The 24200-nt window shown below is 59.3% G+C and carries 20 protein-coding genes; 8 read left to right on the plus strand and 12 right to left on the minus strand.

What is annotated here, in order from left to right:
* Window positions 1–151: 151 nt before the first annotated feature.
* From JJD74_RS18790 to bioB, 9 genes are all read right to left on the minus strand, one after another.
* Entirely contained in the window at window positions 152–1948 is a 1797-nt protein-coding gene (locus JJD74_RS18790; RefSeq protein ID WP_200616539.1) for an acyl-CoA dehydrogenase C-terminal domain-containing protein, read from the minus strand.
* A 91-nt stretch (window positions 1949–2039) separates the two neighbouring features.
* Window positions 2040–3329: a GGDEF domain-containing protein gene (locus JJD74_RS18795; protein ID WP_042561413.1), complete on the minus strand. Its 1290-nt coding sequence runs from the start codon at window positions 3327–3329 to the stop codon at window positions 2040–2042.
* Window positions 3330–3628: 299 nt separating this feature from the next.
* Window positions 3629–5434 (minus strand): phenylacyl-CoA dehydrogenase, encoded by a 1806-nt coding sequence (locus JJD74_RS18800; RefSeq protein ID WP_042561414.1) that lies wholly within the window; start codon window positions 5432–5434, stop codon window positions 3629–3631.
* A 277-nt stretch (window positions 5435–5711) separates the two neighbouring features.
* On the minus strand, window positions 5712–6008 hold the full coding sequence (locus JJD74_RS18805; RefSeq protein WP_115147171.1) for a pyrroloquinoline quinone biosynthesis protein PqqE: 297 nt from the start codon (window positions 6006–6008) through the stop codon (window positions 5712–5714).
* A 108-nt stretch (window positions 6009–6116) separates the two neighbouring features.
* On the minus strand, window positions 6117–6797 hold the full coding sequence (gene bioD, locus JJD74_RS18810; RefSeq protein WP_042561416.1) for a dethiobiotin synthase: 681 nt from the start codon (window positions 6795–6797) through the stop codon (window positions 6117–6119).
* Window positions 6794–7606, minus strand: coding sequence for a malonyl-ACP O-methyltransferase BioC (bioC, locus tag JJD74_RS18815; protein WP_042561417.1), 813 nt, complete (start codon window positions 7604–7606; stop codon window positions 6794–6796). The genes bioD and bioC overlap by 4 nt, the downstream gene beginning before the upstream one ends.
* Window positions 7599–8330, minus strand: a complete 732-nt coding sequence (locus tag JJD74_RS18820; protein ID WP_200616540.1) for an alpha/beta fold hydrolase — start codon at window positions 8328–8330, stop codon at window positions 7599–7601. Before JJD74_RS18820 ends, bioC begins: the two co-directional genes overlap by 8 nt.
* Window positions 8323–9501 (minus strand): 8-amino-7-oxononanoate synthase, encoded by a 1179-nt coding sequence (bioF, locus tag JJD74_RS18825; protein WP_200616541.1) that lies wholly within the window; start codon window positions 9499–9501, stop codon window positions 8323–8325. Before bioF ends, JJD74_RS18820 begins: the two co-directional genes overlap by 8 nt.
* A gap of 159 nt (window positions 9502–9660) precedes the next feature.
* Window positions 9661–10716, minus strand: a complete 1056-nt coding sequence (gene bioB, locus JJD74_RS18830) for a biotin synthase BioB (RefSeq protein ID WP_047303803.1) — start codon at window positions 10714–10716, stop codon at window positions 9661–9663.
* 91 nt (window positions 10717–10807) lie between these two features.
* On the opposite strand from bioB, the gene JJD74_RS18835 reads away from it, so the two are divergent.
* The 5 genes from JJD74_RS18835 to rarD all read left to right on the plus strand — a co-directional run bounded on the left by JJD74_RS18835 (window position 10808) and on the right by rarD (window position 16695).
* Window positions 10808–11542: a ComF family protein gene (locus JJD74_RS18835; protein ID WP_200616542.1), complete on the plus strand. Its 735-nt coding sequence runs from the start codon at window positions 10808–10810 to the stop codon at window positions 11540–11542.
* Window positions 11543–11760: 218 nt separating this feature from the next.
* Window positions 11761–12525, plus strand: coding sequence for a TOBE domain-containing protein (locus JJD74_RS18840; protein WP_200616543.1), 765 nt, complete (start codon window positions 11761–11763; stop codon window positions 12523–12525).
* Window positions 12526–12595: 70 nt separating this feature from the next.
* Window positions 12596–14497, plus strand: coding sequence for a PhoX family protein (locus JJD74_RS18845; protein WP_200616544.1), 1902 nt, complete (start codon window positions 12596–12598; stop codon window positions 14495–14497).
* A gap of 166 nt (window positions 14498–14663) precedes the next feature.
* Window positions 14664–15638 carry a serine/threonine protein kinase gene (locus tag JJD74_RS18850; RefSeq protein ID WP_042561424.1) on the plus strand — a complete coding sequence of 325 codons (975 nt, stop codon included), beginning with the start codon at window positions 14664–14666 and terminating at the stop codon, window positions 15636–15638.
* A 169-nt stretch (window positions 15639–15807) separates the two neighbouring features.
* The gene (rarD, locus tag JJD74_RS18855; RefSeq protein WP_042561425.1) at window positions 15808–16695 is read left to right on the plus strand and encodes an EamA family transporter RarD; all 888 of its coding nucleotides are present in this window, start codon (window positions 15808–15810) and stop codon (window positions 16693–16695) included.
* Between the two features lie 220 nt (window positions 16696–16915).
* Here the strand turns inward: rarD and JJD74_RS18860 are convergent, their stop codons facing one another.
* Entirely contained in the window at window positions 16916–17434 is a 519-nt protein-coding gene (locus tag JJD74_RS18860) for a glycine cleavage system protein R (protein ID WP_042561426.1), read from the minus strand.
* A gap of 521 nt (window positions 17435–17955) precedes the next feature.
* Here JJD74_RS18860 and JJD74_RS18865 point away from each other — a divergent pair.
* Window positions 17956–20133 (plus strand): malate synthase G, encoded by a 2178-nt coding sequence (locus tag JJD74_RS18865; RefSeq protein WP_200616545.1) that lies wholly within the window; start codon window positions 17956–17958, stop codon window positions 20131–20133.
* A 139-nt stretch (window positions 20134–20272) separates the two neighbouring features.
* Here the strand turns inward: JJD74_RS18865 and JJD74_RS18870 are convergent, their stop codons facing one another.
* Complete coding sequence (locus JJD74_RS18870) at window positions 20273–20692, minus strand: hypothetical protein (protein WP_200616546.1); 420 nt, start codon at window positions 20690–20692, stop codon at window positions 20273–20275.
* A gap of 136 nt (window positions 20693–20828) precedes the next feature.
* Window positions 20829–21275 carry a response regulator gene (locus JJD74_RS18875; RefSeq protein WP_042561429.1) on the minus strand — a complete coding sequence of 149 codons (447 nt, stop codon included), beginning with the start codon at window positions 21273–21275 and terminating at the stop codon, window positions 20829–20831.
* Window positions 21276–21528: 253 nt separating this feature from the next.
* Between JJD74_RS18875 and JJD74_RS18880 the strand changes: the two genes are divergently transcribed.
* Together JJD74_RS18880 and JJD74_RS18885 are read left to right on the plus strand one after the other, a co-directional pair.
* On the plus strand, window positions 21529–23469 hold the full coding sequence (locus JJD74_RS18880) for a putative nucleotidyltransferase substrate binding domain-containing protein (protein WP_042561430.1): 1941 nt from the start codon (window positions 21529–21531) through the stop codon (window positions 23467–23469).
* Window positions 23466–24173 carry a 3'-5' exonuclease gene (locus JJD74_RS18885; RefSeq protein WP_047303816.1) on the plus strand — a complete coding sequence of 236 codons (708 nt, stop codon included), beginning with the start codon at window positions 23466–23468 and terminating at the stop codon, window positions 24171–24173. The genes JJD74_RS18880 and JJD74_RS18885 overlap by 4 nt, the downstream gene beginning before the upstream one ends.
* The last annotated feature ends 27 nt before the right edge of the window (window positions 24174–24200 follow it).

Raw genomic sequence — 24200 nt, forward strand, 5'->3', positions numbered from 1 at the left:
GTGTACATCAACAACTTTTGCGACACATAGGGTCAACCGGTGACTGATTTGTTATTTTTAGTCATCAGAAAAATATCGCGGCCTTCGCCAGCTTCCATAGGTAAAAAGCAATCCCGTGGAGCTGCCGAAGGCTGCGATCTTTTGATCTACCTTAAAGCGCAAACATTTCGGCCGGCAGTTTCATCAAACAATCACTCCCCGCCTCAATCGCCGCACGATGCGCCGCCGTGCGTGGCAGCAACCGTTTGAAGTAAAACTCGCAAGTGGCCAATTTACCCCGAAGATAATCCGCCTCCCCCTCGCCCGCATCCAGTTGCGCTTGCGCCACCAGCGCCATGCGCAGCCACAGATAGCCGAGGATGATGTAACCGCTGTACATCAGATAGTCCACCGACGCAGCGCCGACCTCGTCCGGGTTCTTCATCGCCGCCATTGCGACCTTCATGGTCAGATCGCCCCACTGCTGGTTGAGCTCATTGAGCTGCGTGACAAAGCTCCCCAGTTGCGGTTGCCCCTCGTTCGCCGCGCAGAACTTGTGGACGATTTTGGTAAAGCCGCGCAGCAGCTTGCCTTGACTGCCGAGCACCTTGCGCCCAAGCAGATCGAGCGCCTGAATGCCGTTGGTGCCTTCGTAGATCGGCGCAATGCGGCAATCGCGCACCAACTGCTCCATGCCCCACTCGCGAATGAAACCGTGACCGCCAAAAACCTGCATGCCGAGATTGGTCACTTCCAGCCCGGAGTCGGTCATGAACGCTTTGCAGATCGGCGTGAGGAACGCCAGCAGGTCTTCGGCTTCCTGACGCGCCTCGGCATCGCTGCCTAGATGGGCGACATCGAGCAGTTGCGCGGTGAAGTAAGTCAGCGCGCGGTTGCCTTCGTTGAAGGCTTTCATGGTCAGCAGCATGCGCCGCACGTCCGGGTGGACGATGATTGGATCGGCCGGTTTGTCCGGGGCTTTGGCGCCGGTCAGCGAACGCATCTGCAGGCGGTCGTTGGCGTATTTGATGGCGCCCTGGAAACTCGCTTCGCCCAGACACAAGCCCTGCATTCCAGTGCCGAGCCGCGCGTGGTTCATCATGGTGAACATGCAGTTCAGACCCTTGTTCGGTTCGCCGATCAAGAAGCCTTTGGTGCTATCGAAGTTCAGCACGCAAGTGGCCGAGGCCTTGATGCCCATCTTGTGTTCGATCGAGCCGCAGGAAACGCCATTGCGCTCACCCGCCTCGCCCGACGCATCCGGGAGGAATTTTGGCACGATGAACAACGAGATGCCCTTTGTTCCCGCCGGCGCATCTGGCAGTTTGGCCAAGACCAGATGGATGATGTTTTCGCTCATGTCGTGCTCACCGGCAGAGATGAAAATCTTGCTGCCCGTGACCATGTAACTGCCGTCTGCCTGAGGCACGGCGCGGGTTTTGATGATGCCCAGATCGGTGCCGCAGTGGGCTTCGGTCAGGCACATTGTGCCGGTCCACTGGCCGGCGGTGAGTTTACTCAGGTAAGTGTCTTTCTGATCGGTGGTGCCGTGGGCATGGATTGCCGACATCGCGCCGTGAGTCAGGCCCGGGTACATGCCCCAGGACGTGTTGCTGGAGCCGACCATTTCGCTGATCACCAGCCCCAGGGAGCTTGGTAGGCCTTGACCGCCATAAACCGGATCTGCCGCCAGACCATGCCAGCCGCCCTCGACATATTGTGCGAAGGCTTGCTTGAAGCCTGTAGGCGTTGTCACCACCCCGTTGTCGAAATGGCAGCCCTCTTCGTCACCGCTGCGATTGAGCGGTGCCAGAACGTTCTCACAGAACTTCGCGCCTTCTTCGAGGATCGCGCTGATCATGTCCGGGCTGGCGTCATCGGCGCCGAGGGCGGCGTAGTTGGCGTGGAAGTCGAAGACGTGGTCGATCAGAAAACGCATGTCGCGCAGCGGGGCTTTGTACTCGGGCATGATGGCTTCTCCGTCAGCAGGTTTCCTTGAAACTACTGCCGGCCAACACGCGCCACAATCACTGTCCAGACGCTGAATGCGCCGTCATCACTCAACCCGCAGCGGTGTCCATGCGCACCGCGCCACGGCGGTTCTGGCCGAACGCGACCACGCAGTTACGCCCCGCACCCTTGGCACTGTAGAGCGCCTCGTCCGCGGATTTGAGAACTTGCTCGGGGTTGCGCTGCTCCACCCGCTCAGCGACGCCGATACTCACCGTCACCGACACGCTGGAAGCACCGGAACCGGCGCGACGCTGGCGACCTTGCTGATCGTCGTTCGGGCGGTTTTCCTGATTGCGCAACTGGATGCTGTAGGACGCAATCGACTCGCGAATGACTTCAAGGTGCGGCATGCATTCCTCAAGGGTTTTGCCTGCGAACACCAGGGCAAATTCCTCACCGCCGTAGCGATATGCCCTACCGCCTCCGCTGATTTTGGACAGCTTGCTGGCGACCAGTCGCAGCACCTGATCACCGACATCGTGGCCGTGGGTGTCGTTGAATTTCTTGAAGTGGTCAACGTCGCTCATTGCCAGCACATAGTTGCGCCCCAAGCGCTGCATGCGTTCATTGAGCGCACGACGGCCCGGCAAACCGGTTAGTTCGTCGCGAAAGGCCATTTGATAAGCCTCGTGCGCCACGGCGGCAGCAATCATCAACATCACCTGGCTGCACATGATGTTCAGGGTAAACGGCAGAATGAAGGTTTTCGGCAGCATCCAGAACACCCCGAGCAAACCGACCAGTTGCGCCGCATGCAGTGGACGCGGATTGCGCCAGTATTGCCAGGCCAGCAGCAGGAATGCCGAAATGAACACCGGATACGACAACTGGATCAGGCTCATCCACGCGCCGTGCAGCGCCGGCCAGCGAATTTCCGAAAGCCACATCAGCAACGCCTGTGGGTAACTTTGCTCAAGCCCCAGCGCCACGCTGCCGAAGGCGAGCAACACGGCGAATCGCGCGACCATGTCCTGAAACAAGTGTGTGCGCTCCTGCCACGCAGCAAACAGACCGAACAACAGGGGCAGCAACAGGCAGACGAGATGGAAGACCACGGCGGCGTCTTCGCGCACTTTGCCGTTGTCGCGGTAAAAGTCGGTCTGGGTGTCGAGCAAAAAGTAGGCGATGTACACCGTGAGCATCAGAAACAGTTCGCGCTGGCGTCGGTAAACCGCGCAGTAAGCGCCGCCCAGCAGCAGGACCAGAGTCGGCAACACGTTGAACAGGGAAGTGAAGAACACGCTGAGGTCTTTGACATACGCAGCCGCCAACCCCGCAAGCAACAACAGCAGGGAAGGTAGGAAATGGCTGAAACGTACAGCGGAAGAACGTGGCAAGGGTAAAGCTCCGACCCGTCATGGCAAAGAGATGGCATTGTGCCTGCAATGTGGCCAGTTAAGCACACAGATTGTGATCCAGATCACATGCAGTCTCTTTAACGGCCGGAAACACTGATTTCTGAGCCGTCGACCAAGGTTTTTTGCCCCCTTGGAGATGAAATCTCCTTCATGGCCATCATGCTTGATGGCAACGTCGGGAATTTCTTTCAGAAATACCCGCGGCCGGAGGAAATTCGCGCATAAAAAAACCGCTGCCCCCGAGGGAGCAGCGGTTTTTCAACAGACCGCGTTAAGGCTTAGTAGCCCAGTGCGAAGTCTTCTTCTTTCATGTCCATCAGGTTATTGGCGCCCGACAGCATGGTGGCCACGTGGGTACGGGTACGCGGCAGGATGCGCTGGAAGTAGAAGCGCGCAGTTTGCAGCTTGGCGGTGTAGAACGCCGCGTCGCCCGTGCCTTCTGCCAGTTTCTCGGCAGCCAGACGCGCCATGTCGGCCCAGAAGTAGGCCAGGCAGGCATAACCGGAGTACATCAGGTAATCCACGGAGGCCGCGCCGACTTCTTCGCGATCTTTCATGGCGGCCATACCGACCTTCATGGTCAGCTCGCCCCATTCCTTGTTCAGTGCAGCCAGCGGCGTGACGAACTCTTGAACCGCTTCGTTGCCTTCGTTGGTCTGGCAGAACTTGTGGACAATCTTGGTGAAGCTTTTCAGAGCCTCGCCTTGCGTCATCAGTACTTTGCGGCCCAGCAGGTCGAGTGCCTGGATACCGGTGGTGCCTTCGTACAGCATCGAAATGCGGCTGTCGCGAACGTTCTGCTCCATGCCCCACTCGGCGATGAAGCCGTGGCCGCCGTAGATCTGCACGCCGTGGTTGGCGGATTCGAAACCGACTTCGGTCATGAACGCTTTGGCGATTGGCGTCATGAAGGCCAGCAGTGCATCGGCTTTCTTCTTCTCTTCTTCGTCCACGCCGTACTTGACGATGTCGACCTGTTTGGCAGTGAAGTACACCATCGCGCGGTTGCCTTCGGCGAATGCCTTCATGGTCAACAGCATGCGGCGTACGTCAGGGTGCACGATGATCGGGTCAGCAGCTTTTTCCGGCGCTTTCGGGCCAGTCAGGGAGCGCATTTGCAGACGATCGCGAGCGTATTTCAGGCCACCCTGGAAACCGATTTCGGCGTGGGCCAGACCTTGCAGCGCGGTCCCCAGACGTGCGGTGTTCATAAAGGTGAACATGCAGTTCAGGCCTTTGTTCGCCGGGCCGATCAGGAAACCGGTGGCGCCGTCGAAGTTCATCACGCAAGTGGCGTTGCCGTGGATGCCCATCTTGTGTTCAAGCGAACCGCAAGTCACAGCGTTGCGTGCACCGACGGTGCCATCAGCATTGGGCATGAACTTTGGAACGATGAACAGGGAGATGCCTTTGGTGCCAGCAGGCGCATCCGGCAGGCGGGCCAGTACGATGTGGACGATGTTGTCGGCCATGTCGTGTTCACCGGCCGAGATGAAGATCTTGGTGCCGGAAACTTTGTACGAACCGTCAGCCTGAGGTTCGGCCTTGGTACGCAGCATGCCCAGGTCGGTGCCGCAGTGCGGCTCGGTCAGGCACATGGTGCCGGTCCATTCGCCCGAAACCAGTTTGGTCAGGTAAGCACTTTGCTGCTCAGGGGTGCCGTGCTCGGAGATGGTGTTCATCGCGCCGTGCGACAGGCCTGGGTACATGCCCCACGACCAGTTGGCTTCGCCAACCATTTCGCTGACGGCCAGACCCAGCGACTCAGGCAGACCCTGACCACCGTGCTCGACGTCGTGCGCCAGGCTTGGCCAGCCGCCTTCGACGAATTGCTTGTAAGCCTCTTTGAAGCCAGTCGGGGTTTTAACGCCGGACTCGCTCCAGGTGCAACCTTCGATGTCGCCCACGCGGTTCAGCGGCGCCAGTACCTGCTCACAAAACTTGGCGCCTTCTTCGAGAATGGCATCAACCATGTCCGGAGTTGCGTCTGCGCAAGCCGGAAGGCTCTGATAGTGCGCTTCGTAGCCGAGCAGTTCGTCACGAACGAAGCGAATATCACGCAAGGGGGCCTTGTAGTCAGGCATAGCGATAAACCTCTGCTGATGTAACCGGGAATGAACGACCGTGTTGATTTGTTGTGACGGTCAAACAGTTGTTTGAAACATACGTTTACGCCGAAATCTTGTCAAGCGTCGATCATTTGCCGTTCGTCTTCATATCTTCCAAACGCCGGACACAGCAAACCGCCATCGACTCGATCGAGTCATGGACGATAAAAAGAAGATTAGTTGAGCGAGAAGGACTTACAACGAAAAACGCCGCGACAATGCGCGGCGTTCAGCGTGCTGGAAGCTCTGAAAATCAGGCGAATGTATCGATGATCGTACCGAGCACTTCGTCGGATGCCTTGACGACTTTCACGCCCAGCTCAGCTTGGTATTTGCCCTGAGACATCTCGACGATGTTGCTTGCCAGATCAGACTGCTGCGCACGATCCAGGCCACGCAGGCGATCGACCTGTACTTCAGAAGACTGGCTGGTGACCGAACGCTCAATGGTGTTGTTGGCGATCTGGCCGGCCGCCTGATCGACGCGATTCTGCCCGGTCTGAATCGAGCTCAAACCCGCATAAAAAGCTGTGTTACCGGAGATTTCCATAACTGGTCTCATCCTTGGGAAGGATCAATAGTCGCCATTGAACCAGAGGCGCCAGAAAAACACCCGTCAAAAACACTAATGGCACAGTGCCTGCCCATAGGCAAAACCTTAGTCGAGCAAGTCCAACTGCAAATGCTCAGCCACCGCTTCAGCGCTCAGCGCCTTGAGCTTGGGCACTCGCCCAAGACAAGGTGCGGGAATCCGCTCCGCGAGCGTCGCCAGATTCTCCTCCAGCCGCGAAGTCTTCGGATCGATGATATTCGCCACCCACCCCGCCAGTTGCAGACCATCTCGGGCAATCGCCTCGGCTGTCAGCAACGCATGGCTGATGCAACCCAGCCGCACACCCACCACCAAAATCACCGGCAGCTTCAACGCCATCGCCAAATCCGAGAGATTGTCCTGATCCGCCAACGGCACCCGCCAGCCACCCGCGCCCTCTATCAGGGTGAAATCGGCATTCATGGCCAGAATCTCGCGCATCGGCGTCAGCAGCGATTGCACCGTCAGCGCGACACCGGCCTCGCGAGCCGCCAGATGCGGAGCAATAGCCGGCTCGAACGCTATCGGATTGACCTGTTGATAACTCAGCGGCAACGAACACTCGGCCAGTAAGGCCAAGGCATCCGAGTTGCGCAAACCCTTGGGCGTGACTTCGCACCCGGAGGCAACCGGCTTACCCGCCGCGGTGCTCAACCCTGCCGAACGCGCCGCATGCAGCAATCCGGCGGCGACCGTTGTCTTGCCAACGTCGGTGTCAGTTCCGGTGATGAAATAGGCTGCGCTCATACGGGTTTCTCCAACACGGCGTAGACCACCTGATAAGTCGCCGGCAACCCCGACGCCTGACGGAACTGCTCGTAAGCCTCGACCAGACCAAGAATCCGCGCCCGCCCGGTCAATCCACCCGGACGACCAGGATTCAGATTGTGCGCCCCCAGAGCCTTCAGCTCATGGGTCAAACTGCGCACATCCGGGTAATGCAGCACATGCACCTGATTCTCCAGACTCACCGTGCGCAGGCCACTGGCCGCACACAACTGTTCATATCGCGCGAACTCGCGGAAGCGATTCACATGCACCAGACCATCGACCTGACGCCAGCTATCGCGCAACTCAAACAATGTCCCTACACAAAGACTAGCAAACGCGAAAATTCCGCCGGGTTTCAGCACACGGAAAGCTTCACTGAGCACCGCATCAAAATTCCCACACCACTGCACCGCAAGGCTGGAGAAGATCAGATCGCAGGTTGAATCGCGTAACGGCAGACGTTCCGCGTCACCGGCGATGAAATGCTCGGCACCACCCAACGGTCGCGCGTGATCAAGCATGCCCTCGGCAATGTCCAGCGCCAGCCCTTGGCCATGGGCAAAACGCCCGGCCAATGCACGACTGAAATACCCGGTGCCGCAGCCCAGATCCAGCCAGCGCGACGGCACGAAATCCGCTGGCAAGCGCTGCAGCAATTGTGTACCGACATCACGTTGCAACTCGGCGACACTGTCGTAGCTGGCCGCCGCGCGGGAGAAAGAGGCCGCGACCTGACGCTTGTCAGGCAAGCCGCCGGGCAGCGCCACATGGGACAAATCAGTCATCACCGCACTCATGTAAAAAAGCCTGGATCGCACCCGCCACTCCATGGGGGTCTTCCAGAAGAAACGCATGACTGGCCTGTTCGATCAGACCAATTTCAATATCCGGCAACAGGGCGAACAATTCGCCCGCCGCCTCTGCCGGCACCAATCCGTCCTGCCCGGCGAACAGATGCAACTGCGGGCCACGAAACGCCTGCAACGCTTCGCGCGTATCCAGTTGCGCGAGCAATTCCAGCCCGGCCATCAGTGCCGCCGACGAAGTGTTCGGTGCGCCGCCGAGCATCAGCCGCGACAAGCCGCGCGGGTCTTGCGCGCCCTGAGCGCACAGCAGCGAGAAACGTTTGAGGGTCAGCCGTGGATCAGCAGCGCAACCGGCAAGAAACGCATCGAAGGTCTCGCCGGGCATCGCACTCGGCCATTGTTCATGAGCAACAAAGGAAGGATTGCTCGCCAGTGTCAGCAATCCGCAACACCTGTCGCCGCGACGCGCCGCCAGTTCGGACGCGAGCATCCCGCCGAGCGACCAGCCACCGAGCCACACGTCTTGAGGAATGCGCTCATCGAGGTCATCGAGCCAGTCTTGCAGGTCGCAGGAGTCGAGTTCCGGCAACGGCTCGACCTCGACATGCAGATGTTCGTCGAGTCCTTGGAGCGCAGCGGCCAAAGGCTCCATCGGCGAAACACCGAGGCCCCAGCCGGGCAGCAGAATCAGGCGATCACGCATGGCTTGGCTCCGAAGACAGTTGTGCAAAGCAATCAGCCAGTCCTTCTAACAATAGCTGCACCTGCGCCTCGCTGTGGGCGGCGGTCAGGGTTACGCGCAGTCTTGCGCTGCCAGCGGGCACGGTCGGCGGACGGATCGCGGTGACCATCAAGCCACGTTCGCGCAACATCTGCGACAGGCGCACCGCGCGGCCGGCATCGCCGATCATGATTGGCTGGATCGGGGTAAAGCTGTCCATCAACTCCAGGCCGATCTGTTCGGCACCGCGACGGAACTGGCGGATCAGCGTCTGCAAATGCTCTCGACGCCAGTGTTCACTACGCAGCAGCTCGAGACTTTTCAGCGTCGCACAGGCCAGCGCCGGCGGTTGACTGGTGGTGTAGATGTACGGACGCGCGAACTGGATCAGGCTTTCGATCAACTCTTCGCTGCCAGCGACGAACGCGCCCGCCGTACCGAAGGCTTTGCCGAGCGTGCCGACCAGCACAGGGACGTCGTCCTGACTCAAGCCGAAATGCTCGACGATACCGCCGCCATTAGCACCCAACGGGCCGAAACCATGGGCATCGTCGACCATCAGCCACGCGCCTTTGGCCCTGGCCTCACGGGCCAGCGCCGGCAGATCGGCAAGGTCGCCGTCCATGCTGAACACGCCATCGGTAACCACCAACGTATTGCCGGTGGCTTTCTCGAGTCGCTTGGCCAGACTTACTGCGTCGTTATGCAGATAACGATTGAAGCGCGCGCCGGACAACAGCCCCGCATCCAGCAACGAGGCGTGATTGAGCCGGTCTTCCAGCACCGTATCGCCCTGCCCGACCAACGCTGTGACCGCACCGAGATTGGCCATGTAGCCGGTGGTAAACAGCAGCGCACGCGGCCGACCGGTGAGATCAGCCAGTGCTTCTTCGAGTGCGTGATGCGGGCCGCTGTGGCCGATCACCAGATGCGACGCCCCGCCGCCCACGCCCCAACGCTTGGCACCGGCGCGCCAGGCTTCGATGACCTGCGGGTGATTGGCCAGGCCCAGATAGTCGTTGTTACAGAACGCCAGCAATGGCTGGCCGTCGACCACCACCTCGGGCCCTTGCGGGCTTTCCAGCAGCGGTCGCTGGCGGTAGAGATTTTCGGCACGTCGGGCAGCAAGGCGTGCGGCGAGATCGAAAGACATGCAGGCCTCGATTTTCAAATAGACAGATCCCCTGTGGGAGCAAGCCTGAACGCGCAAGCGTCAGTCCAGTCGACATCACTGTTGAATATTCGACGGCATTCGCGAGCAGGCTCGCTCCCACAGGGGTTTGCATTCCTTCAGAGGAGTGCGCGCAAATCTTTACACCGCGGCGTTGTAGAACTGCTCGGTACTCTTCTGCTCCACCAACGCCTGTTCGATCGCGGCCTGATGCACTTCGTCGGAGTGCTCTTCGCGGGCTTCCGGCGCGATGCCCAGACGCGCAAACAGTTGCATGTCCTTGTCCGCTTGCGGGTTGGCAGTGGTCAGCAACTTGTCACCGTAGAAAATCGAGTTGGCGCCCGCGAAGAACGCCAGGGCCTGCATCTGCTCGTTCATCGCTTCACGCCCGGCCGACAGCCGCACGTGGGATTGCGGCATCAGGATGCGCGCCACGGCGAGCATGCGGATGAAGTCGAACGGATCGATGTCCTCGGCGTTTTCCAGTGGCGTGCCGGCGACTTTCACCAGCATGTTGATCGGTACCGACTCCGGATGCTCCGGCAGGTTAGCCAACTGGATCAGCAGATTGGCGCGGTCATCCAGCGACTCGCCCATGCCCAGAATGCCGCCGGAACAGATCTTCATCCCCGACTCACGCACGTAGGCCAGCGTTTGCAGGCGCTCGCTGTACGTGCGGGTGGTGATGATGCTGCCGTAAAACTCAGGCGAGGTGTCGAGGTTGTGGTTGTAGTAATCGAGCCCGGCCTTGGCCAGCGCTTCGGTCTGATCCTGATCGAGACGACCGAGAGTCATGCAGGTTTCCAGGCCCATGGCTTTGACGCCTTCGACCATTTTCAACACGTAGGGCATGTCCTTGGCCGACGGATGCTTCCACGCCGCCCCCATGCAGAAACGCGTCGAGCCGATGGCTTTGGCGCGGGCAGCCTCTTCGAGGACTTTCTGCACTTCCATCAGCTTTTCTTTTTCCAGGCCGGTGTTGTAGTGACCGGACTGCGGACAATATTTGCAATCTTCCGGGCAGGCGCCGGTCTTGATCGACAGCAGCGTGGAGACTTGAACGCGGTTGGCGTTGAAATGCGCGCGGTGCACCGTCTGCGCCTGGAACAGCAAGTCGTTGAATGGCTGTACGAAGAGGGCTCTGACTTCGGCCAATGACCAGTCGTGACGCAGGGTGGCAGTGGTGCTCGCGCTCATGGGTATTTCCTTGGTTATGCTTGGCTGGCGGCTGCGGGAACGGAATACCCACAGGCGCTACACGGATGTTCGGCATATTTAAGGAAGTGTCATGCGCTGTCAACCACGAGACAAAGATCAGGTTTACATCTGTTTAAAAAACGTACAGAACTGCTTATTGTGCGATGAGCCAGCAGAAGCAGAAATGCCAATCTGCGTCGCTTGCGAAGCCGAGATGCCATGGCTGGGCGAGCACTGCCAGACCTGCGCATTGCCGCTGCCCGAGGCCGGACTGACCTGCGACGGGTGCCTGCTAGAGCCTCCGGCGTACGAACAGGTCGCCGTGCCATGGCGCTACGATTTCCCGGTGGACAGTTTGATTACCCGCTTTAAACACAACGCGAAATGGCCGTTTGGTCATCTGCTCGCCGACGTTCTCAGCCAATACCTGCAACATCGCTTCGATAAAGACTTGCCGCGCCCCGACGCGTTGTTGCCGGTGCCATTGGCCGCTAAACGTCTGCGTCAACGCGGATTCAACCAGGCAGCGATGTTGGCGCGCTGGTTGAGTCGGCAACTGGATTTGCCCTGCGAGGAGAATGTTGTGCACAGGATTCAGGACACCAGCGCCCAGCAGGATCTTGATGCCAAGGCGCGCAAGCGCAACCTGCGCAATGCCTTTGCCCTGACGTCAGATGCGAACGTAAAGGGTCGGCATCTGGCGTTGGTTGATGATGTTTTGACCACCGGCGCAACGGCCCAGGCCCTTGCACGACTGTTAATGAATGCGGGAGCGGCAAGGGTCGACGTGTATTGCCTGGCGCGCACGCCAAAACCCGGCTCCTGAGGTCAGCGCAATCCTCTGTAGGAGCTGCGGCACGCTGCGATCTTTTGATCCTGATCTTTAAAATCAAAAAATCGCAGCGTGCCGCAGCTCCTGCATCGATATTGCGCAGTGACGAATAGCAGGGCGCCCCCCACGGACAGGTTCTGCACACGGCTTGACTCGCGCGCCACAAGCCGCCAACTTCACCTCCCACCGCCACAGCAAAAAAGCACCCATTCATGTCCATGCCTTCCCTGCTCTCCCAGCACATTGTCCGTCGCCCGCAGCGCATTGCCCTGCTGCAACATATCGCCGAACAGGGCTCGATCACCCGTGCAGCGAAAAGCGCAGGGCTGAGCTACAAAGCGGCGTGGGACGCCATCGATGAGCTGAACAACCTGTCGCAAAAGCCGCTGGTCGAGCGTGCCGTCGGCGGCAAGGGCGGCGGCGGTGCCAAACTGTCCAGCGAAGGTCAACGGGTGCTGCGCCTCTATCAAAAGCTGCAAGCCTTGCAAGCGCAGGTACTGGAAGCCGCCGAAGACGCCAGCGACCTCGACCTGCTCGGTCGCTTGATGCTACGCACCAGCGCTCGCAACCAGTTGCACGGCAAAGTCGTGGCGATCAACGCTCAGGGGCGCAATGACCTGATTCGTCTGGAGCTGGCCGAAGGCTTATGCCTCGACGCACAAATCACCCACGACAGCACTGTGCATCTGGAGCTGCAAACCGGTTCGCAAGTGGTGGCCCTGATCAAGGCCGGCTGGCTCGATTTGCTGGCCAGCGATCAGCCGGCAACGCCTGGGCACAATCATCTGGAGGGCACCATCGAAGCGATTCTCGACGCCGACGACGGCCCCAGCGAAGTGCGGATTTCCCTGCCCAACGGCCACACCCTTTGCGCGCTGGCCGAACCGCAGGACTTGCGCAGCCGTGGGCTGGCAGTGGGGCAACCCGTGCATGTGCAGTTTTCGCCGTCCAATGTGCTGATCGGCACGTCACTTTAATCGCGGCCTGCAACGAAAGCGTCATCGACGCTCATTAAGGTGACTGCCAAAACCAAGCAGGAAGCCTGATGTGAGCCTACTAGAAGAAAACCAATCGACTGATCTGGAAAAAATGGTCGGCCTCAGCCGTCGCGGTTTCATCGGCGCCGGCGCTCTGTGTGGCGCAGCGATGTTCCTGGGCGGTAGCCTCCTGAGCCGCAGCGCGCTGGCCACTGGCGTCAGTGCTGGCAACAGCCGTCTGCTGGGCTTTGAAAGCATTCCGGCGGCGACCACTGATGTCATCAGCCTGCCCAAAGGCTACAAATCTTCAGTACTGATCAGTTGGGGCCAGCCCCTGCAAAAGAATGGCCCGGCGTTCGACCCGAGTGGCAATGGCACCGCGGCCGCACAGGAAGTGCAGTTCGGTGACAACAACGACGGCATGAGCCTGTTCGCCTTCCCGGACGACAGAAATCGCGCGTTGATGGCGATCAACAACGAATACACCAACTACCGTTACCTCTACCCGCACGGCGGCATGCCGCAATCGGCCGAAGACGTGCGCAAGGCCCTGGCGTGCGAAGGCGTTTCGGTGATCGAGGTGCAGCGCAAGAACGGCCAGTGGCAATTCGTTCAGGGCTCGCGTTACAACCGACGCATCCATGGCAACACGCCGCTGCGCATCGCCGGCCCGGCGGCCGGTCACGACCTGATGAAAACCGCCGCCGACAAACACGGCAAAAAGGTCCTCGGTACCTTCCAGAACTGCGCCAACGGGAAAACGCCGTGGGGCACTTACCTGACCTGCGAAGAGAACTTCACCGACGTCTTCGGCAGCAGCAACGCCCAGCAGCAGTTCGACGCAGCGCAAAAGCGCTACGGCGTCTCGGCCGCCAGCCGCGAAATCAACTGGCACCCGCACGACCCGCGCTTCGACATGGCGAAGAACCCCAACGAACTCAACCGTCACGGCTGGGTGGTCGAGATCGACCCATTCGATCCGCAATCGACCCCGGTCAAGCGCACGGCACTGGGCCGCTTCAAACATGAAAACGCCGCACTGGCAGAGACCAACGACGGTCGCGCCGTGGTGTACATGGGCGACGACGAGCGTGGCGAGTTCATCTACAAATTCGTCAGCCGCGACCGTATCAACCACCGCAACGCCAAAGCCAACCGCGACATCCTCGATCACGGCACCCTGTACGTCGCCAAATTCGATAACGGCGACAGCAACCCGGATCATCCGAAAGGCCAGGGCCAATGGATCGAACTGACCCACGGCAAAAACGGCATCGATGCCAGCAGCGGCTTTGCCGATCAGGCTGAAGTGCTGATCCACGCCCGCCTCGCCGCCAGTGTGGTCGGCGCCACGCGCATGGACCGCCCGGAATGGATCGTGGTCAGCCCGAAGGACGGCCAGGTTTATTGCACCCTGACCAACAACGCCAAGCGCGGCGAAGACGGGCAACCGGTGGGCGGGCCGAACCCGCGCGAGAAGAACGTCTACGGGCAGATTCTGCGCTGGCGCACTGACCGCGACGATCATGCGTCGAAGACGTTCGCGTGGGATCTGTTCGTGGTCGCCGGCAACCCGGGCGTGCACGCCGGCACGCCGAAGGCCGGCTCGAAAAACATCACCCCGCAGAACATGTTCAACAGCCCCGATGGCTTGGGTTTCGACAAGGCCGGACGCTTGTGGATTCTGACTGACGGCGACTCGAGCAACGCCGGGGACTTTGCCGGGATGGGCAATAACCAGATGCTCTGCGCTGACCCCAAGACCGGCGAGATTCGCCGCTTCATGGTCGGGCCGATTGGTTGTGAAGTCACCGGGATCAGCTTCTCACCGGATCAGAAGACATTGTTTGTCGGGATTCAGCATCCAGGGGAGAACGGCGGTTCGACCTTCCCTGAGCATTTGCCGAATGGCAAGCCACGGTCTTCGGTGATGGCGATTACCCGTGAGGATGGCGGGGTCGTCGGCGCCTGACAAATCGCTTTCGCGAGCAGGCTCGCTCCCACAGGGGATCGCATCCCAAATGTGGGAGCGAGCCTGCTCGCGAAGAGGCCCGACCAGACACCAACCAACTCCCCCGCCGCCATCTGCGCTACCATGCTGGGCCGGACGCGGCAGCCTGCTGCGCGCAGGAGTCAGCATGGCCCATCCGTTTGAAACCCTCACACCCGACCTCGTACTCGATGCCGTAGAAAGCATCGGGTTCCTGAGCGATGCGCGCATTTTGGCGCTCAATAGCTACGAAAACCGCGTCTATCAGGTCGGCATCGAAGACTCCGAACCGCTGATCGCCAAGTTCTACCGACCGCAACGCTGGACCAACGAGGCCATCCTCGAAGAACACAAGTTCACCTTCGAACTGGCCGACGTCGAGATCCCGGTGGTCGCGCCGATGATCCACAACGGCGAAACCCTGCACGAACATGCCGGTTTCCGCTTCACCCTGTTCCCGCGTCGCGGCGGCCGTGCGCCGGAGCCGGGCAATCTTGATCAGTTGTACCGACTCGGTCAGTTGCTCGGGCGCATTCACGCGGTCGGCGCGACCAAGCCGTTCGAACATCGCGAAGCCCTCGCCGTGCAGAACTTCGGCCATGCCTCGCTGACCACGCTGCTCGAAGGCAACTTCATCCCCAAGAGCCTGCTGCCGGCTTACGAATCGGTAGCGCGCGATCTGCTCAAGCGTGTGGAAGACGTCTACGCCAACACGCCGCATCAGAACATCCGCATGCACGGCGACTGCCACCCCGGCAACATGATGTGCCGCGACGAGATGTTCCACATCGTCGACCTCGACGACTGCCGCATGGGTCCGGCGGTGCAGGACATCTGGATGATGCTTGCCGGCGATCGGCAGGAATGCCTGGGGCAATTGTCGGAATTGATGGACGGCTACAACGAGTTTCACGATTTCGACCCGCGCGAGTTGGCACTGATCGAACCGCTGCGCGCGTTGCGCCTGATGCATTACAGCGCCTGGTTGGCGCGGCGTTGGGATGACCCGGCGTTCCCGCACAGTTTTCCGTGGTTTGGTACGGAACGTTATTGGGGCGATCAGGTGTTGGCATTGCGTGAGCAGTTGTCGGCGCTCAATGAAGAACCGCTGAAACTCTTCTGATTCAAGAAGCAAAGATCAAAAGATCGCAGCCTTCGGCAGCTCCTACAGGGGAACGCATTCCAATGTAGGAGCTGCCGAAGGCTGCGATCTTTTTGCTTTCTGACACGACACATCTATACAACCTCCTTACAATCCCCTCCTTTGTTAGCTGCCTAAGCAAGGATTCTGCATGCAAGCTGCCAACCCGCGCCGCGGGTACATCCTGGGCCTGAGTGCCTACATCATCTGGGGCCTGTTCCCGATCTATTTCAAAGCCATCGCTGAAGTACCAGCGGTCGAGATCATCATCCATCGGGTGTTGTGGTCGGCGCTGTTCGGCGCGCTGCTGCTGATGGTCTGGAAGCACCCAGGCTGGTTGCGCGAATTGCTCGACAACCCGAAACGTCTGGCGATTCTGGCGCTGAGCGGCACGTTGATCGCGGCCAACTGGCTGACCTATGTGTGGTCGGTCAACAACGGGCGCATGCTCGAAGCGAGCCTCGGTTACTACATCAATCCGCTGATCAACGTGCTGCTGGGGATGGTGATTCTTGGCGAACGACTGCGGCGCATGCAATGGATCGCCGTGGGGCTGGCGGCGATCGGCGTGGCGCAGCAGGTGTGGCAAGTCGGCAGTCTGCCGTGGGTATCGCTGGTGCTGGCGCTGACGTTCGGTTTCTACGGTTTGATCCGCAAACAGGCGCCGGTCAAGGCATTGCCCGGACTGGTGGTGGAAACCTGGATGCTGGTGCCGATTGCCATCGCATGGCTGCTGTTCAATCAAACCGCGACCAGTGTCCAACCCGAGTTCTGGACGACGTCGCAAGCGTGGTGGCTAGTCGCAGCAGGCCCGGTAACATTGATCCCGCTGGTGTGTTTCAACGCAGCAACCCGGCATTTGCCCTACACCACGATCGGCTTCCTGCAATACATCGCGCCCACGCTGGTGTTGTTGCAAGCGGTGCTGTTGTTCGGTGAACACATGTCGTCGAGCACGTTGATCGCTTTTGCCTTTATATGGGCCGGCCTCGCCGTTTACAGCGTCGATGCGTGGATAAGTTTGCGCCGACGCAGCTGATCAAAAAACGTACAAACAGCTACAGGCCACGTTGCTCGCGGCCCTTAGCGTTCCTTCCCAAGGTTATCCACAGCGTGATCCCCGCCGTTTGTGCGCAAGTCACTGAATGCTGGCGGTTTTTTGATCAACTCTCGCAGAGCCACAGTGGACGTGGCCTGGAGAGCAGTCTCTACAGGTTATCCACAGGCAGGTGCACGTTTAAACTGGATAACCCAAAGCGTTAAACCTCTGTGCGTAACACCAGATCCACCATCAGGTCGTCCGCCAGGGTTTCCAGGCGCGATTGCAGGACATCCAGCGACAACGTCAACGGCACCGCCAGAATCGCTTCGGCGTGAAACAGCGGCTCGCTGCTCATCGGTGCCGGGCGCACTTCGGTCACCAGCCGCTCCAGGTTGACGCCCTGCTCGCTCAGCAGGCGGGTGATGTCGCGCACAATCCCCGGGCGGTCATTGCCCACCAGTTCCATCGCGATCGGTTTCCAGGTGCAGGATTGCTCGATACCGCTTTCGGCGATCAGCACGCGAATGCCATGAGTCGACAGTGCTTGTAGGGAATCGACTAATTCGTCGTAAGCCTCCGCCGGCACACCCACCCGCAGAATCCCGGCGAACTGTCCGGCCATTCGCGACATACGACTTTCCAGCCAGTTACCGCCATGCTCGGCGATGCATTGGGCGATGCGCTCGACCTGCCCGGGTTTGTCCGGGGCGAAAACAGTGAGTACGAGATGGTCCATGGCGCAGCCCTCTTGTCATGACTTTTGTTATGGAAGGGCAAGTATAGGCAAGCAGGACTTGTGCGTCGTAGCGACTGCTCTCTTCGCGGGCAAGCCCGCTCCCACAGGGGGATGCGCCGGCCATGTGGGCGCCGTCCGATCTGACGCGAAGATAAATCGTGTACAACTTTCGATATTTAACTGGAACAATCCAATGGTTTTTTGAGAACATCCTGTTCCGCACCGTGACCGCAATGCGTCATGGGGTCGCAGAACGACGTAATTAGTCTGATTTTCACAAGCGCAACTCATCATGTAGTATGCCGCAGCGCGCACTACATAACGCTGGATCGATGTCTGCCCAAGGCATGTTCGCAATCCTGAAAGCCCCGTCAGCAAGGCCCCAAGCCGTTGATTGGTCCCAGCCCAGCCGCCAGCAATGGCATGTACTGGTCCGCAGGTTTGTGGTTTAAATGGCCAGAGGCTTCATTGGTAAATTGAAGAGCTGAAAAGCGAAATAGCTGAGCAGAGTGAGGCAAGCAATGACTGAACACGTTCAAGTCGGTGGCCTGCAGGTCGCCAAAGTCCTGTTCGACTTCGTGAACAACGAAGCCATTCCCGGTACCGGCCTCACCGCCGACAAATTCTGGGAAGGTGCCGACAAGGTCATTCACGACCTGGCACCGAAGAACAAAGCCCTACTCGCCAAACGCGATGACTTCCAGGCTCGCATTGACGCCTGGCATCAGGAACACGCGGGCCAGGCGCACGACGCTGTGGCTTATAAAGCCTTCCTGCAAGAAATCGGTTATCTGCTGCCAGAAGCGGCTGATTTCCAGGCAACGACGCAAAACGTCGATGACGAAATCGCCCGTACCGCTGGCCCGCAACTTGTTGTGCCGGTGATGAATGCGCGCTTCGCCCTCAACGCCTCGAACGCTCGCTGGGGTTCGCTGTACGACGCCCTCTACGGCACCGACGCGATCAGCGAAGACGGTGGCGCGGAAAAAGGCAAAGGCTACAACAAGGTGCGTGGCGACAAAGTCATCGCCTTCGCCCGTGCTTTCCTCGACGAAGCCGCGCCACTGGCAGCGGGTTCCCACGTCGATTCGACCGGCTACAAAATCGCCGACGGCAAACTGGTGGTCACCCTCAAGGGCGGCAGCAACAGCGGTCTGCGTAACGATGCACAGCTGATCGGCTTCCAGGGCGACGCCAACGCGCCAATCGCGATCCTGCTGAAAAACAACGGTCTGCATTTCGAAATCCAGATCGACGCCAGCACCCCTGTCGGCCAGACCGACGCGGCCGGCGTCAAAGACGTGCTGATGGAAGCCGCGCTGACCACCATCATGGACTGCGAAGACTCCGTGGCGGCCGTCGATGCCGACGACAAAGTGGTGATCTACCGCAACTGGCTGGGCCTGATGAAGGGCGATCTGTCGGAAGAAGTCGCCAAGGGCGGCCAGACCTTCACTCGCACCATGAACCCGGACCGCAGCTACACCACAGTCGATGGCGGCGAAGTGACCCTGCATGGCCGCTCGCTGTTGTTCGTGCGCAACGTCGGTCATCTGATGACCATCGACGCGATCCTCGACAAAGACGGCAACGAAGTGCCGGAAGGCATCCTCGACGGTCTGCTGACTTGCCTGGCGGCGATGCACAACCTCAACGGCAACACTTCGCGCAAGAACACTCGCACCGGCTCGGTCTACATCGTTAAACCGAAGATGCACGGCCCGGAAGAAGCAGCGTTCACCAACGAACTGTTCGGCCGTATCGAAGACGTGCTTGGCCTGAAACGCAACACCCTGAAAGTCGGGATCATGGACGAGGAGCGCCGCACCACGGTCAACCTCAAGGCCTGCATCCAGGCGGCCAGCGAACGCGTGGTGTTCATCAACACCGGTTTCCTCGACCGCACCGGCGACGAAATCCACACCTCCATGGAAGCCGGCCCGATGGTGCGCAAGGCTGACATGAAGGCCGAGAAATGGATCGGCGCCTACGAGAACTGGAACGTCGATATCGGTCTGAGCACTGGCCTGCAAGGTCGTGCACAAATCGGTAAAGGCATGTGGGCGATGCCCGACCTGATGGCAGCGATGCTCGAACAGAAAATCGCTCACCCACTGGCCGGTGCCAACACCGCCTGGGTGCCATCGCCGACCGCCGCTGCGCTGCACGCGCTGCACTACCACAAGGTCGACGTGTTCGCCCGTCAGGCCGAATTGGCCAAACGTGCTCGCGCTTCGGTGGACGACATCCTGACCATTCCGCTGGCGGTCAATCCGAACTGGACACCAGAGCAGATCAAGAACGAACTGGACAACAACTCCCAGGGCATTCTCGGCTACGTGGTGCGCTGGATCGACCAAGGCGTGGGTTGCTCGAAAGTGCCGGATATCAATGACGTCGGCCTGATGGAAGACCGTGCGACGCTGCGTATCTCCAGCCAGCACATCGCCAACTGGCTGCGCCACGGTATCGTCACCGAAGCGCAAGTGATGGAAAGCCTCAAGCGCATGGCGCCGGTGGTCGATCGTCAGAACGCCAACGACTCGCTGTACCGTCCGCTGGCACCGAACTTCGACAGCAACATCGCCTTCCAGGCGGCGGTGGAGTTAGTGATTGAGGGGACGAAGCAGCCCAATGGCTATACCGAACCGGTGTTGCACCGTCGGCGTCGGGAGTTCAAGGCTAAAAACGGCCTTTAACTAAGAAATAAAAAAGGCTCTGTTTGAGAAAACAGAGCCTTTTTTATGAGCCTTGCACATAACTCGCGCAGTGAGCTTCAAACTACTCACCCAAAAACAGCCTGTTTCTTAACGCATAAAACATGGCTTTCATAATGCATCAGCTAAAAACCCTACTAACCTCGCCTATCATTACGACCCGCATAACATCACTGCCATCTTCATATGTCGCATCCGCTTGAAACTTCTGTTCTCGGCCTGCGTTGCTGGCGATCAAATGGCATACTCCGGACATATAAAACCGCTTTGAATCATACTCATGCCGTATAAATGAAGGGTGCGGTCCCGAGTCTTGATAGCCATCAAAATTAAACGTGTACTCTCCTTCTGAAACTTCCTCTGGAAACTCGACAAAAACGATCTCTTTATATGTTTCATCACTGACAATCAGATAAAAACTATCGCCTGCAATGTATCCCGCATCTACCTTGCGAATAAGCTCACCATTGCGAAAAATCTTGATCTGCGCATTGCCCTCTGTAACGAGCTTAAACTTACGACCACGGCTCGCAGTATCCATATTAGCCACCATAGTAATTCCCTCTAGACTGGTAGGCTGCGTTCGGCTTCACGTAGCCTTTCAACTCAAGTAAACAGGTAAATTACATGGCGTTCTACTGTCAACATTGACAGGTACCCGAAGCCGACTAAGGAACCTATTGGGCCATCCCCAACTCATGCTTGACCAACCCCAGCAACTTCGTCGTATCAATCGGCTTGAGCAAAAAGTCCACCACGCTCAAGTGCATCGCCGCGATCGCGTCTTTCACATCGGCATCGCCCGACACAATGATGATCGGCATCGCCGCCCGTACCGATTCGCGCACCTGACGAACCAGGTCCAGCCCACCGACATTGCCCATGCGCAGATCAGTGATCACCAGCCCGATCGAAGGTTTTTCCTCAAGCATCTTCAGTGCGGTTTCGCCACTGGCGGCGGTCATGCAGCGAATGCCGTCCAACGCCAGAATCTCCGCGAGCAGCTCGCGGGCGTCCTTGTCGTCATCGACGATCAGTACACGCTGCGGCGGCAGGTCGGGTTCGAGCATTACGGCGCTGAGCGCTTCTCGCTCGGCGTCGCTCAAAATATCGTGGTCGGACATGGCATTCTCTACATTTCCAAATCAATCACCTCGCTCAGTCGTCAGACATCGCCAGGCAGAGCTTCAATGTGCACTTCGTCGGATTTTTTTCCAATAGTTGGGCGGGCGAATTTCCGACTGAATTTGTAGGTCACTTCCCAAATATACCCAACGTCATCGCCAACCTAGACTTACGTCCAATGGGCACCCCGGCCGCAGGGGTCGACCATGGCTGCAACGATCCGACAACAACAATTCAAAAAAGACTGCGGTAATGGTTATGAGTAAAGCGGACGCCTTCACCCAGGCAGGGAAAACCGCGGTGTTGCAGAACATTCAGGGCACTGTGCAATTCCTCCAGCGTTTCCCGCCCTTCAATCAGATGGAGCACGCCCACCTCGCCTATCTGGTGGAGCAGTGCCAGCTGCGGTTTTACGGTCAGGGCGAAAGCATCATCAAGCCTGCCGACGGCCCGGTGGAATACTTCCATATCGTCAAACAGGGCCGCGTGGTCGGCGAACGTCCGCACACGGCCAAGGGCGGCACTGAAACCACGTTCGAAATCACCACCGGCGAATGTTTTCCCCTGGCCGCGTTGCTGGGTGAGCGGGCAACACGCACCGAGCATCTGGCCGGTGAAGATACTTTCTGCCTGCAACTGAACAAACAGGCGTTCATCAAACTGTTCGCCCTCTCCAGCGTCTTCCGCGACTTCGCCTTGCGCGGGGTCAGCAGCCTGCTCGATCAGGTCAATCAGCAAGTCCAGCAGAAAGCCGTTGAAAATCTCGGCACCCAATATTCGCTGAACACCCGTCTCGGCGAGTTGGCGATGCGCCATCCGGTGACGTGCAGCCCCGACACGCCACTGCGTGAAGCGGTGAAGTTGATGCACGAGCAACAGGTCGGCAGCATCGTTGCGGTGGATGAGCACAAGGCGCCGCTGGGCATTTTCACCCTGCGCGATTTGCGCCATGTGGTGGCCGAAGGTGTCGGCGATTTCAGCGAAGCCATCGAACGGCACATGACCCGCGCGCCGTTCTATCTGTCGCCTGATCACAGTGCCTTCGATGCCGCGATTGCCATGACCGAACGGCACATCGCCCATGTCTGCCTGGTTAAGGATCAGCGCCTGTGCGGCGTGGTGTCCGAACGCGATCTGTTTTCCCTGCAACGGGTGGACCTGGTGCATCTGGCCCGGACGATCCGAAGCGCCCAACGCGTCGAGCAACTGGTGACCCTGCGCGGCGAGATCGGCCAATTGGTCGAGCGCATGCTGGCTCACGGTGCGTCCTCGACGCAGATCACGCACATCATCACCCTGCTCAACGATCACACCGTGTGCCGGGTGATCGAACTGACCCTCGCCGAAAAAGGTGATCCGGGGGTGCCGTTCAGTTGGTTGTGTTTCGGCAGCGAGGGCCGGCGTGAGCAGACGCTGCACACGGATCAAGACAACGGCATTCTCTTTGACGCGCGAGATGCGGCGCATGCCGCGGAGATTCGCGGCAAGCTGCTGCCGATAGCCCAGCAGATCAACCAGAGTCTGGCGCTATGCGGCTTCACGCTGTGCAAGGGCAACATCATGGCCGGCAACCCTGAGCTGTGCCTGTCCCGTGCGGAATGGGCGCGACGGTTCGCGGCGTTTATCCGCGAGGCGACGCCGGAAAACCTGCTGGGGTCGAGCATCTATTTCGATCTGCGCGTGGTGTGGGGCGATGAACAGGGCTGTGCGCAATTGCGCCGGGGAATTCTCGATCAGGTCGGCGATAACCGCTTGTTCCAGCGCATGATGGCCGACAACGCCCTGCGCAATCGCCCGCCAGTGGGACGCTTCCGTGAGTTTGTGCTGGCGCGCAAGAACGGCGAGAAAGCCACCCTGGATCTGAAAGTCCAGGGCCTGACGCCGTTTGTGGATGGTGCGCGATTGCTCGCGCTGGCCAACGGCATCGATGCCAACAATACGTTGGAACGCTTCCGTCAGTTGGTGGAGAAGGAAGTCATCGAGCGACTCGACGGCGCGGCATATGAAGAGGCTTATCACTTCATTCAGCAAACGCGCATGCAGCAGCATCAGATTCAGAGCCGCGAGAACCTGCCGTATTCCAACCGGGTCGATCCCGACAGCCTCAATCATCTGGACCGGCGCATCCTGCGTGAATCGCTGCGTCAGGCCCAACGCCTGCAAAGCAGCCTGACGTTGCGGTATCAGCTATGAGTCTGTTTTCGTGGCTGCGTCCGGCCAGCCCGGTGGTGCCGGCTGATCTGCAACAGCGTCTGGCAAGCCTGCCGTCGATCAATCAACTGGGCGATTGCAGCCTGCGCGAACAGCGCTGGGTCGTGCTCGATCTCGAAACCACCGGGCTGAACCTGAACAAGGATCGGTTGTTGTCGATTGGCGCCGTGGTGATCGAAGACGGCGCGATCGACTTAAGCCAGCAGTTCGAACGCACGCTGCAGTGCTCGGAGGTAAAGCTCGGCGCCAGTGTGTTGATTCATGGCCTGGGGCCGAACGCGATCGCTGCCGGCAGCGACCCGGCCGAGACGCTGGTGGAGTTCATGGAGTTTGTCGGTGACAGCCCGGTGTTGGCGTTTCATGCCCCGTTCGATCAGCACATGCTCGGACGGGCGCTGAAGGAACATCTGGGGTACAAATTGCAGCATGTGTTTCTGGATGTCGCCGACATTGCGCCGTTGGTCTGCCCACAGGCGAACATTCGCGAGGCCGGGCTGGATGAGTGGATCGAGTGGTTCAAGCTTGAAGTGTTCGAGCGGCACAATGCGAGTGCCGATGCACTGGCAACGGCAGAGTTGGCGTTGATACTGTTCAGTCGGGCGCGGGGGCAGCAGATTCATAGTCCGTTGAATTTGCAGCAGCGCTTGAGCCAGTGGAAGCGACGGCAGCAGGCGCCCTCTTTCTGACTTTAAACAACACACTCCCTGTAGGAG

This window comes from Pseudomonas sp. MF6776 (assembly GCF_016613125.1).
GTDB classification, from domain to species: domain Bacteria; phylum Pseudomonadota; class Gammaproteobacteria; order Pseudomonadales; family Pseudomonadaceae; genus Aquipseudomonas; species Aquipseudomonas iridis.